Here is a 12,430-nt window from a genome sequence, read left to right on the forward strand (position 1 = left end):
TACTTTTCAATTTTATGAAGTACCTGGTCACCGGAACCGCAGGATTTATTGGATTTCATGTAGCCCGACAATTACTGGAAAGAGGTGAGGAAGTCGTAGGCTTGGATATTATCAATGACTACTATGATATCAACCTAAAGTACGCCAGGCTAGCTGAAATGGGGATTGCCAGAGCTAATGTCACTAAGGATAAGTTGGTGCAATCAGACAAACTCAGCACCTATAGATTTGTCCAAATGGATCTGGCTGATAAGGATACCTTGGTAGCATTATTTGCCCAAGAGAAATTTGACGTGGTTATCCATCTGGCTGCTCAGGCGGGCGTGAGGTATTCCTTGACCAACCCAGAGGTGTACATCCAAAGTAACATCATCGCTTTTCTGAATATTCTGGAATCCTGCAGATTTCATCCGGTTAAGCATCTGGTGTACGCATCTTCCAGTTCAGTGTACGGCGCAAATGAGAAATTGCCCTTTTCCACCTCCGACTCTGTAGATCATCCCATCAGTCTGTATGCTGCTTCCAAAAAATCCAATGAGCTGATGGCTCATACTTACAGTCATCTGTTTGGAATACCGACCACAGGATTGAGGTTTTTCACCGTTTACGGACCATGGGGCAGGCCGGACATGGCTTTGTTTTTGTTTACAGAAGCGATCTTGGCAGGTAAGCCTATCCAAGTGTTTAACCATGGGGAAATGAAGAGGGATTTCACTTATATAGATGATATCGTGGAAGGAGTGATCAGAGTGGCGGATCATGTGGCCAGTCCAAACCCGAACTTTGACCCGCTAAACCCAGATCCAGGAAGTGGCAGAGCTCCTTTTAAAGTCTATAATATTGGAAATTCTGCTCCAGTGCTTCTTATGGATTATATCAAAGCAGTAGAAAAAGGGCTAGGCAAGGAAGCCATCATGGATATGCTTCCTCTTCAGCCAGGTGATGTACCTGCATCCCATGCAGACGTGACGGACCTGGTGGCCGATACTGGGTATAAACCCAACACAAGCGTCCAATATGGGGTGCAAAAGTTTACCGAGTGGTACTTGGATTATTACAAGAAATAAGAAACATGAATAACCGTTTTCTTGCCAGTAGATAATAATTAACACCATGGTTGAAGTTCAAATTTACCTGCCGTGGTCAGTCGAGGATTTTCCGCTGTACTAAGTTATTATTTCAACCTTCTGGAAAAGTAGCGGAAAATCACCATAAGAAATCAACTTTATGTCCAAATCAATATTGATCACAGGTGGAGCCGGGTTTATCGGTAGCCATGTAGTAAGGCTTTTTGTGGAAAAGTATCCAGCCTATAAAATCGTCAATCTGGATGCTTTGACTTATGCAGGCAATCTGGAAAACCTTAAATCGGTAGAAGGAGCGGAGAATTATGCCTTTGAAAAGGTAGATATTCAAGATGTAGATGCATTGAAGGCAGTTTTTGAAAAGCATGAGATCACGGATGTGATTCATTTGGCTGCAGAATCCCATGTGGATAGATCTATCACAGATCCGCTGGCATTTGTGAAGACCAATGTGATAGGAACGGTGAATCTTTTGAATACTGCTAAGGATTATTGGAAGGAAAACTTATCTGATCACTTGTTTTATCATGTTTCTACCGATGAAGTTTACGGTTCTTTACATGATGGAGGGTTTTTCCTGGAGACTACTTCTTATGATCCGCAGTCCCCTTATTCAGCATCTAAAGCAGCATCCGACCACTTTGTAAGAGCCTATGCCAATACCTATAAAATGCGTACTGTGGTTTCTAACTGTTCTAATAATTACGGTCCAAACCATTTTCCCGAAAAACTGATCCCACTTTGCATTCATAATATCAAAAACAATAAACCTTTGCCTATTTATGGAAAAGGGGAGAACATCCGAGACTGGCTTTTTGTGAAAGACCATGCCCGAGCTATCGACACAGTTTTTCATGACGGTAAAGCTGGTGAAACCTACAATATAGGAGGCTTCAATGAGTGGAAAAATATAAATATAGTTCGCTTGCTATGTGCCAAAATGGATGAGAAACTAGGTCGTGAACCTGGTACTTCTGCCCAGTTGATCACCTTTGTCAAGGATAGAGCAGGCCATGATCTTCGGTATGCGATCGATGCCACCAAGATTAAAGAAGAGCTGGGCTGGGAGCCAAGTTTACAATTTGAAGAAGGGATAGAGCTTACCATTGATTGGTATTTGGCTAATCAGGACTGGCTGGATCATGTGACTTCGGGTGCATACCAGGAATATTATTCCCAGCATTACGAGAGTTGATATTGGGGGAGGTTCGTAAAGTGGTAAGGTGATAAGGCGGCAAAATTGTAAAGTTTCTTTCGGCTTACTTCATCGTTTATCATTCGAAATTCGGCCTTAGCGAAAACAGGGTCACTTTAACTCAATCCATCCCCTCGGCAATCGTAATTCGTCAATCGTAAGTCAGAATTTATCCTCCTTATCTCCATCGGTAGATTTTCCTATTTTTTGATTGGTGGTTTGGGGTGCTTTTTGAATTTGAGTTTCTTTGTGAAAAATTAATCGTTATGCAGATAAAATTGGCAAAGCCTATACTAGGGCTTTTTCTTTTGATGGGATTGCAACTTGCAGGAAATGCCCAAACGGGAAGATTTCAGCAAGCTGCTGACTACAAAATGGACGTCGAAATGGACGTCAATACCAACCAATACCAAGGAACCCAGGTCCTGGTTTATACCAATAACTCACCTGATACGCTAGACCGAGTCTTCTATCACCTTTACTACAATGCCTTTCAGCCGGGTAGCATGATGGATGAGCGTTCTAGAACCATTGCTGATCCAGACCGAAGAGTGGGGGATAGAATCTCCAAATTGAAGCCGGACGAGATTGGTTATATGCACGTCAATAGTCTGACCATGGACGGTAAAGTTGTGGAATATGCTGAAGTCGGGACTATCCTGGAAGTAGAACTGGCAGAGCCAATTTTACCGAATACCTCAGTGATTTTTGAGATGGATTTTTCTGGTCAAGTGCCTGTGCAAATCAGAAGATCAGGCAGGGACAGTGCAGAAGGTGTCCGCTACTCCATGTCTCAGTGGTACCCTAAAATGTCAGAATACGACGAGCAGGGTTGGCATGCGAATCCATACATTGGACGGGAGTTTTATGGAATTTGGGGTGACTTTGAGGTGAACATCACCATAGATAAGTCTTACACTGTAGGTGGTACAGGTTATTTGCAAAACCCAAATGAAATTGGTCATGGATATGAAGACCAGGGCGTTTCGGTACCGGAACCAGCCGGTGACAAGTTGACCTGGAAATTCAAGGCACCGAATGTACACGATTTCATGTGGGCTGCAGATCCCAAATACCGACATGACAAAGTAGAAATGTCAAATGGCATTACTGTACACCATTTGTATATCCCTTCAGAAGAAACCACTGCCAACTGGGAGAAATTGAAAGAATACACCCCAAAAGCGATAGCGTTTATTTCTGAGCACTATGGCCAGTATCCTTACAAGCAGTTTTCTGTGATCCAAGGTGGTGATGGAGGTATGGAGTACCCGATGTCCACGTTGATCACAGGTGGACGTAGTTTAGGTAGTCTGGTAGGAGTGATGGTTCATGAACTGGCGCACAGCTGGTACCAAGGTGTGCTGGCCACTAATGAAGCGCTATATCCATGGATGGATGAGGGATTCACCAGCTATGTGTCTTCGCTTACCATGTCAGATATTTTCAAAGCCAGTGAAAACCCAACTCGTGGATCCTATGCAGGTTATTATCGATTAGCAAAATCTGGCCTTGAAGAGCCTATGAGTACCCACGCTGATCATTACCACACCAACTCCGCCTATGGTTCAGCATCCTACTCCAAGGGCGCAGTATTTGTCGCGCAAATGGGATATATCATCGGGGACGAAGCAAGAGACCAAGGTATGTTGAATTATTTCAACACTTGGAAATTCAAGCACCCAAATGCCAATGATTTTGTTCGAATCATGGAAAAGCAAAGCGGTTTGGAATTGGATTGGTACAAAGAGTACTTTGTGTACACTACCAAAACCATTGATTATGCAGTCAAGGCGGTAAATGCGAAGGAAAACACCACGGAGATCATCTTAGAAAGAGTAGGGTTGATGCCAATGCCTATAGACCTGGTGATTACTTATAAGGATGGTAGTCAGGAGATGGTTTATTTGCCGCTTGAAATTATGAGAGGTGAAAAACCTGTAGAAGAAGGTATGCCTACAAGAATACTTTCGGAGGATTGGCCTTGGACCAACTTGGTCAAAAAAGTAACCATCCCGAGAGCACTTGATACCATCAAATCAATAGAAATAGATCCGTCTAAGCGAATGGCAGATATAAATCCAGATAATAACAAGAAGGAGTTTTAATCCCTCTAAATAGTACAATAGGGAGCTGTTTCAAAAGTATAGGTTGTCACATTAAGCGAAGTCGAAATACATCCTGATTTACAGGAATTGGTATTCGACTCCACTCATGGGGATACCTAGAAGCCTTTTGAGACAGTTCCTTTTTTTCTGAAAGTCTAGGGGTTCCCACAAGTCTTCCCGGAAGTACACAGGCGGAAATATTGGCAAGTGTTTTTTTTTTACCCTTTGCGAAGCTTCAATACGTGAAAATTCTCTTGATTATCCTGTAGCGAATGATGTAAAGCTCCATCACAAATAAAGGGCACAAGCTTACCCCAGCAATGGTACTCTTCTTACGGTCCTCTTGGATCACAATACTGGCTGATAAAACCCTGGTAACTCTCAATCCAAAAAAAGCATCGAGCCTACGCCCGATGCTAACTTTTATTCCAAGTATGGAATGCTATCTAATCAATATAAAACTCTAAACCGGATCGTGCCAGGAATCATTTTCAAAGCTTCTATTGCCTCATTGGAATATGCTTTGTCAATATCTGTGATTACATATCCGATTTTCTCATTGGTCTTTAGATACTGGCCTACGATGTTGATTTCATAGTTTGCCAGCACCTGATTAATTTTTGCCAACACCCCGGGCTCATTCAAGTGAATGTGAATCAGTCTATGGGCGTTTTGGAGGAATGGCAATTGGATATTCGGGAAATTCACAGAGTTGTAAGTGTTTCCGGTGTTGATGTACTCCATGATTTTACCCGGTACGAAACGAGCTATATTCACCTGTGCTTCCAGTGTGCTTCCTCCGATGTGAGGCGTAAGAATCGTGTTTGGCAGACCAATTAATTCTGATTCAAACGGTTCCTTGTTGTTTTTAGGTTCCTCAGGGAATACATCCACTGCACATCCGGCCAGTCTACCTTCCAGGATTGCATCGCGCAAAGCCGGAATGTCCACAATATGTCCTCGGCTCAAATTGACTAAATATGAACCTTTCTTCATCAGGTTTATTTTCTCTCTGTCAATGAAGTTTTGGTTCTCTTTTCTACCATCCACATGAAGCGAAATCACATCACAAGTACTCATTAGCTCATCCAGAGAGTCTACTTTTGTAGCATTCCCAAGGGCAAGTTTTTCGATTACATCGTAATAGAACACATTCATCCCCATATTTTCTGCCAGTACAGAAAGTTGTGCCCCGATATTACCGTAACCTACGATTCCGAGTTTTTTACCTCTTATTTCAAATGAACCAGTAGCGGATTTATTCCATTTGCCCTGATGCATAGCAGGCACCTTGTCAGCAAAGTTTCTCATGAGGAAAATGATCTCGCCAATGGCCATTTCCACCACAGATCTGGTGTTGCTATAGGGTGCGTTGAATACGGCGATTCCTTTCTCCTGGCAAGCCTCCAAATCGATTTGGTTGGTACCGATACAAAATGCACCTACGGCTATCAGCCTATTGGCATTTTCCAGTACCTTCTTGGTCAAATTGGTTTTGGATCGGATACCTAGGATAGACACAGTTTTTATTTTTTCGCAAAGCTCATCTTCGGACATCGCAGATTTTACGACTTCTACGTCATAGCCTTCTTCTTTTAGTAATTCCACACCTATGGGGTGGACATTCTCTAGGAGCAAAACCTTAATTCTGCTTTTCGGATAGGAAAATTTTGTATTCAAATTATTGATATATAAGATTTCGTCTAGGCTGGGAGCGATGTGATCTGCCTCCTTGGTCACCTTTGGACGGTTGACGTTTTCAGTAAATGCGTAAAATTTGTTTGCCAGACCGGACTTTTTGATTTCATAGTCGGTGTATCCATCACCGATCACATAGACCTCACCTTCCAGATTGATTTTCCGAATGGTTTCGGCTTTGCCGTTATTTTGCGATAGGGGGTTTTCTCTATTGAAATCTATGATATTACCAGACTCATCATAGACAAACTCATTGGCAAAAACATTTTCCTCCTTGATTCCATAGGTACTTACAATAGGGATGATAAAGTCCTTAAAGCCATTGGAGACGATATAAATATGCTCAGAGTGGTCCTGAAGAAATTCCTTGTTTCGCTCAAAGGATTTGGAAACTCTCTTTTTCAGGGCCACTATCAGGTCATCGATCTGGGATTTGTTGGCTTCCAGTATTTCGATTCGCTGTATCAGGCTGTCTCTAAATGAAAGGCTTCCTTCCATCCCCTGATCTGTAATGTCTTTGATGGCCTGAACTTTACGTTCTCTTTCTGGATCATTATTCAAACTGATTTCTCCCAAAATATCCAAGGCTTCTACCTGGGTAAATGTGCTGTCAAAATCAATGATGAATTTAGTAGTACTAGGCATGTGCAGGGTCAATAGGTTAATTTGCCTGTAAAATTACAGGATTGTTAAAAAAATTGAAGGTTTATTGAAAGATTTGTTTAAAATCTTTTTCGCAATCGATTTTTTCGCAAAATAGCTGGGGTTTAAGGATAGATTTTGAATTGGAAGTATATAGCGAAATCGTATGAATACGCTTTCATGCCTAGGATTCCTGATGTATTTTTACAAAATCAAGGGTTGGCCTACTGGATGAGTTGAAATAGAATACTTGAGTCTAATCTTAGTGCTCAAGTCTGTATTCGGACAGTTCGGGGTGGCCACTTAAAAGGACAAATTTTAAACAGATGAAAAAATCAATCTTACTTTACCTCGCATTTGGATTAATGCTGGGTACTGGATGTCAGGAAAATAAAACTGAGAAAGAACAAGCTCTTATCGAAAATGAAATCACTGAGGTTCCTGGGAATTATGGGGATGAAGTGAACTCATCTTCTGTTACCAGCACTGCCCAGATGATTCAAATCGTGAATGAAACCGGGTCTTTTGAAGGCAAAATCTCCGGTGAAATCGTCGAAGTCTGCACCAAAAAAGGCTGCTGGCTTACTTTGGATCTGCCAAATGGAGAGTCCATGCGTGTGACCTTTAAGGATTACGGGTTTTTTGTACCTACTACTTCTCAAGGTTTTCCGATTATTTTGGACGGGGTAGCCACACTTACCGAAACCGATGTAGAGACGCTTCGGCATTTTGCAGAAGACCAAGGCAAAAGTAAGGATGAAGTGGAAGCAATCACCGAGCCCAAGCGGGAAATCACTTTTGAAGCAACAGGTGTAATCATTCAAGAAAAATCCTGATCCATGCCAATAGCTTTAGACAACTTGAGAGTGGGAAGAAAGTACCTATTGACAAACATGGGCGAAATCCGTGAATTGGAAATTATTTCCCGGTTAAGAGGAACGAATTTTAAAGTTAAAGACTTAAATACCCTAGAATATTACACGACAGAGGAACTGCTTCAATGGGGCATAGGCAAAGATTACGATCTCGATGAGCTGTACCGGTAAATGGCTCAAACCTATCCCAATCCTAAGGTTCCATACCTCCATATCATGAGTGAAAAAAGTACTGTAAAGGCGATGTTGAAGGCAAAATGTCCCCAATGCCACCAAGGTGATTTGTTTTCTGTACCCAAAGCAGGTTTTAGAAAACTTACGGAAATTAATGCGAGATGTGAGGTTTGCCAGGCCAGTTTGGTGCCGGAGCCTGATTTTTATTATGGTGCCATGTATGTGAGCTATGCTTTCTCGGTTGCATTGGTGATAGCCACTATGGTAGCGCTGAATGTGCTATTGGATGAGCCAGAACTTTGGATGTATCTGGTTACTGTGGGAGTTTTGAATATAGGTTTACTTCCGCTTATGCTTAGGTATTCAAAGGTGTTCTATTTGTACGGAATGAGCAAACTGAAGTACCGTGGGTATTAATTTCTAAGGTATTTACTGGGTTGAAATAAAATTAGTAAAAGCGAAACGCTTACCAGTAATAAGAAAAACAATGCTGGTAGGCCTCCAATTATAGAGAGAATTCTGACTCCGTCTATACCAGAGAAGGTCACCATCACCCAGGCTAGAAATCCTATCAATGTACCCCAAAGTACTTTCAGGTTGGTGTCTGAGCGAAATGCATCCTTGTTTTGTTTTTTCATGCTGATGCTGGCCAGTGCTTCCGTACTGGAGTCGGCGGCGGTCACGTAGGAAATGAAAATCCCCAACACATAAAAACTGGCAAAAAGACTAAAGTAGCCCATGTCTGCGAATACCTGATAGATGATTGATTCAGGACCTACAGTTTCCAATAGTTTTTCGTAAACAGCTGGTTTGCTTGATGCAAAATCCAAAGTCGTTCCGCCAAAAATCCCCATCCAGACCAAGCAGAAAAGTGCAGGAAAAAACCAATTGACCAGTAAAAACTCCCGCACCGTTCTGCCGATGGCTATTTTGCCTAGAAAAAGTGCAGTCATAGGGGCCCAGGCCATCCACATGGCAAAATTGAAAGTAGACCAGTCGTAAGTCCATTTAGATCCAGCTCCGCTAAGCTGCATGCTGAGATCTAGGAAATTGCCAGTATAAGCTTTAAACCCCTGGGTGATATTGCCAAGTATTAGGCTTTTTTCCCCGAGTAGAATAAATAGCACAGCTATCAGAACAAAAAAAACCAAATTGAAGAGAGACAAGCTTTTTATACCCTTATCTATTCCGGTAGAGGCGGAGATGATGAAGGTGATCAATATCAGACCTGTCACCGCAGCTGTGAGGTAGGTGCTGTTCAAATTTGGAAAAAAAGCCATTACACCTCCGCTTAAACTTAAAATGCCGGCCCCGAGCGCTGCAGACATTCCCGTGACCAAGGCAAAAAGGCTGAATAGGTCTAAACCTGTTTCTAATTTTGTGTTGGTAAGCCTGCCCGTCAAGGGAATGAGCATGACGCCAAGACTTAACCTTTTTCTCCCAGATGAATAGTGCATAAGAGCAAAAACCAAAGCGGGAACAGCGTAAATCGCATAGGGAGTAAATCCCCAATGAAAGTACAAAGCACCCAATGCGAAGTTTTTTGCTTCTGGACTTGCGGCATTCAGAGCTAAAAACTCTGGAGGGAACAAATAATGTGAAAGAGGTTCTGCACTAGCCCAAAATAATATACCTACGGCAATGGTAGTGCATAAAACTATAGCAAACCAACTTACTAGTTTCAGTCTGGGCTGGGCCTTTGCTCCACCGATTTTTCTCCGGCCAAGTGGAGAAAACATGACCCCAGCCGCTAATACACACATCAATAAGGAAACCCAGCTAAAGCCCAAAGAAAAAGATTCCAGGATAATCTGCTGGATACCCCTGGCATTGGTTACAAATTCTTCAGGAAAGACCAGGCTTAGAATCACTGCAACAATCAGTAAGCCAAAGGGCGGCCAAAATACCCAAGGACGTACTTGGATCTTTAAAAATGAGGAGTTGAGTTTTGCCATTGGCCAGTTAAGGTACCAGATTTATAGTAAGCTAAAAAGTGCCGTAAATCAAAAATTCAGTACGAATTGCAAGATTCCTGTCTGAGCTGAGGATTTAATTTCTATGGATATATAAATTTTATATTAAAATATTAATTGGTTTTTGTGTTTAATAGTAAGGTATAATTCTGTTTTAATAAATATACCTGATATATAATTTTATGATTCTAACTAATTATAGATGAAATATAGGTTTTTAGGTTGTTAGTAATACTTACAATAATGAGAGTTTTGCTAAACCATTTTACTACCTACCTCGTTATCGCGTCGTAAACCATTTTTAAGTATGGAAAGAATCATTGCCAAGACCAAAATAGATGTAAACAAAAATCTATTCTTGAAGGACCCGATCAGTTCAGACATAGGTTGCTCCATAGTAAAGGAAGGGGCCAAGTTGATAGATGAGTTAGGATTGGAGAATTTTACTTTTAAAAAGCTGTCTCAAAAAATAGATGTAAGTGAGGCCGCTATTTACCGGTATTTTGACAATAAGCACATGCTGCTGCTATACCTTACGGGCTGGTACTGGGCATGGCTGGAGATTAATTTTGTCTATGCTACTGCAAACTTAGCGTCTGCAGATGCCAAACTCGATGTGGGCTTGGACTTGATGGTGAATGGACCGATTTTCAAGAAAAATGAGTTTTTGGATCCGGTCTGTCTCTATAAAATCATAATCAATGAATCCTTTAAGGTGTACTATACCAAGTCTGTAGATGAAGAGCATAAAAAAGGATTTTTCACCGATGTTTATAAGTTTGGTGATAGGATTTCCGAAGTGATTTCGGAAATTAGCCCTTCCTATCAATTTCCAGTGACGCTCGCATTTACAGTCGTGGAATCAAGCATATTGCAGGCATTTAACGTGCAGCATTTACCCGAAATGACCGATAACGTATTGAATGTGCAAAAGCGCAAAGAATTCTTTAGACAACTCATAATAAATACCGTTCACAATGGCCATCAATAATACAATCACGCCTTTAAAGCGATTTTTCAGGCTTTTGGGTGAAGAGAAAAGCCCTGTCTATTCCATTTACTTTTATGCGGTGCTGAATGGAATAGTGACACTTTCGCTTCCTTTGGGAATCCAGGCGATCTTTAACTTCATCCTTGGTGGGAGAGTATCTACCTCCTGGGTTATTTTAGTGCTTATTGTAGGCATGGGGGTGGCCTTTGGCGGATACATGCAAATCTCGCAATTGCAAATCGCGGAGAAACTGCAGCAAAGACTCTTTTCCAAGGTAGGACTTTCGGTAGCTTACAGGCTTCCGAAGATCAAATCTGAGGTTTTTCATGGTAATTATGCACCTGAATTCATCAATAGGTTTTTTGAGGTGGTGGCTTTGCAAAAGGGAATAGCAAAAATCCTCATAGAATTTTCAACAGCCATTTTGCAGGTGTCTTTTGGGTTGCTGTTACTTTCATTTTACCACCCTACCTTCATTATATTCAGTTTTGTGTTGATCGTGCTGCTGGCCTTGATTTTCTATTTTACGGGGCCTAGAGGGATGGAGACAGCGATGAAGGAGTCTACCTATAAGTACGAAACTGCCTATTGGCTGGAAGAAGTGGGCAGAGCGGTAAATACTTTCAAACTCGTAGGAAACACCAAATTGCCCATCTTGAAAGTGGACAAGCTGATTCAGCGCTACCTGGAGTTCAGAAGCAAGCACTTTTCAGTATTGATTTTCCAATACAAAATCATGATCGTGTTTAAAGTCCTCATCGTGATGTCCTTGCTGATTTCGGGTAGTTTATTGCTGATAGATAGTCAGATAAGTTTGGGGCAATTTGTCGCAGCGGAGGTGATTATAGTTATGGTGGTGAATTCCGTGGAGAAATTGATCCTTTCTCTGGAGTCCGTCTACGACACCTTAGTGGCGGTAGAGAAACTAGGCCAGATTTCTGACTTGGAGTTAGAAAACTATGAAAACACCAAAAAGAAGGTGAATTCCCAAAGTAATTCCTTGCAGTTTAAGATGGAAGATGTGGTGTTTCAGCCTTCAGATATGCTTAAGCCACTATTGGACGGAGTGACTTTGCAGATAGAAGCAGGTGAAAAAGTCGTGCTAACCGGAAAAGGAGGTAAGAGCGCAATTTTGGCGATGTTGTCCGGACTGTATTCAGATTACTCGGGCAAGATCAATATCAATGGTCTCGCCTTGGACCTGATAAATCTGGAGAAATACAGAGGTACCGTTGGTGCTTGCCTTGAGTTGGACCAGCTGTTTCATGGCACGATCAAGGAGAATATTTTGGTGGGGAGGGACTGTCCAAAGGAACATTTTAAAGCCATTCTAGAGTTGGTCGGCATTTCGGATTTTATCTACCAATTACCCGAAGGGGCAAACACCATGTTAAAGCCAGAAGGCAAAGGGCTGTTCAAGAGAGAGGCTTTAGCCATATTGATCGCCCGGGCTTTAGTGGGCTCGCCTAGAGCGATTATGATAGAGAATACTTTTGAAAGAATAGACCTGAAGAGTCAGCAGAAAGTATTGAAACACCTGTTTGAAGGTCCTTGGACCTTGTTGATAGTATCCGTACAGGACGAAATCCTGAAAAAGGCAGACAAAATAATTTCTGTTCAGGACGGAAAAATCGACTTCCAAGGGACGTATTCTGAGTATAGCGCTTATCAATCCAAGAAATCTTAATC

Annotated in this window: 10 protein-coding genes; 8 read left to right on the forward strand and 2 right to left on the reverse strand. The window is 41.8% G+C overall.

Translation table 11 applies throughout. The annotated features are described in order from the left end of the window. Positions 1-14 precede the first annotated feature (14 nt). The 3 genes from PBT90_RS07045 to PBT90_RS07055 all read left to right on the forward strand — a co-directional run bounded on the left by PBT90_RS07045 (position 15) and on the right by PBT90_RS07055 (position 4,388). A complete protein-coding gene (locus PBT90_RS07045) occupies positions 15-1,067 on the forward strand; it encodes an NAD-dependent epimerase (protein WP_264809681.1) in 1,053 nt (350 codons plus the stop codon). A gap of 160 nt (positions 1,068-1,227) precedes the next feature. Next, complete coding sequence (gene rfbB / locus PBT90_RS07050) at positions 1,228-2,280, forward strand: dTDP-glucose 4,6-dehydratase (RefSeq protein ID WP_264809682.1); 1,053 nt, start codon at positions 1,228-1,230, stop codon at positions 2,278-2,280. A 266-nt stretch (positions 2,281-2,546) separates the two neighbouring features. Further along, positions 2,547-4,388: a M1 family aminopeptidase gene (locus tag PBT90_RS07055; protein WP_264809683.1), complete on the forward strand. Its 1,842-nt coding sequence runs from the start codon at positions 2,547-2,549 to the stop codon at positions 4,386-4,388. A gap of 450 nt (positions 4,389-4,838) precedes the next feature. Here the strand turns inward: PBT90_RS07055 and serA are convergent, their stop codons facing one another. Continuing rightward, positions 4,839-6,731 carry a phosphoglycerate dehydrogenase gene (serA, locus tag PBT90_RS07060; protein WP_264809684.1) on the reverse strand — a complete coding sequence of 631 codons (1,893 nt, stop codon included), beginning with the start codon at positions 6,729-6,731 and terminating at the stop codon, positions 4,839-4,841. Between the two features lie 323 nt (positions 6,732-7,054). On the opposite strand from serA, the gene PBT90_RS07065 reads away from it, so the two are divergent. The 3 genes from PBT90_RS07065 to PBT90_RS07075 are packed head-to-tail and all read left to right on the forward strand — an operon-like array spanning position 7,055 to position 8,194. Further along, a complete protein-coding gene (locus PBT90_RS07065) occupies positions 7,055-7,564 on the forward strand; it encodes a DUF4920 domain-containing protein (RefSeq protein WP_264809685.1) in 510 nt (169 codons plus the stop codon). 3 nt (positions 7,565-7,567) lie between these two features. Further along, positions 7,568-7,774: a hypothetical protein gene (locus tag PBT90_RS07070; RefSeq protein WP_264809686.1), complete on the forward strand. Its 207-nt coding sequence runs from the start codon at positions 7,568-7,570 to the stop codon at positions 7,772-7,774. A 45-nt stretch (positions 7,775-7,819) separates the two neighbouring features. Beyond that, positions 7,820-8,194, forward strand: coding sequence for a DUF983 domain-containing protein (locus PBT90_RS07075; protein WP_264809687.1), 375 nt, complete (start codon positions 7,820-7,822; stop codon positions 8,192-8,194). Here PBT90_RS07075 and PBT90_RS07080 read toward each other — a convergent pair. Continuing rightward, a complete protein-coding gene (locus PBT90_RS07080; RefSeq protein ID WP_270132398.1) occupies positions 8,191-9,732 on the reverse strand; it encodes a BCCT family transporter in 1,542 nt (513 codons plus the stop codon). The two genes, PBT90_RS07075 and PBT90_RS07080, sit on opposite strands and share 4 nt — an antisense overlap. 325 nt (positions 9,733-10,057) lie before the next feature. Here PBT90_RS07080 and PBT90_RS07085 point away from each other — a divergent pair, with 325 nt between their 5' ends. Next, positions 10,058-10,741, forward strand: coding sequence for a TetR/AcrR family transcriptional regulator (locus PBT90_RS07085; RefSeq protein ID WP_264809689.1), 684 nt, complete (start codon positions 10,058-10,060; stop codon positions 10,739-10,741). Next, the gene (locus tag PBT90_RS07090) at positions 10,728-12,428 is read left to right on the forward strand and encodes a peptidase domain-containing ABC transporter (protein WP_264809690.1); all 1,701 of its coding nucleotides are present in this window, start codon (positions 10,728-10,730) and stop codon (positions 12,426-12,428) included. Before PBT90_RS07085 ends, PBT90_RS07090 begins: the two co-directional genes overlap by 14 nt. Positions 12,429-12,430: the final 2 nt, after the last annotated feature.

Origin of the sequence: Algoriphagus sp. TR-M9 (assembly GCF_027594545.1) — a bacterium.
Lineage (GTDB): Bacteria > Bacteroidota > Bacteroidia > Cytophagales > Cyclobacteriaceae > Algoriphagus > Algoriphagus halophytocola.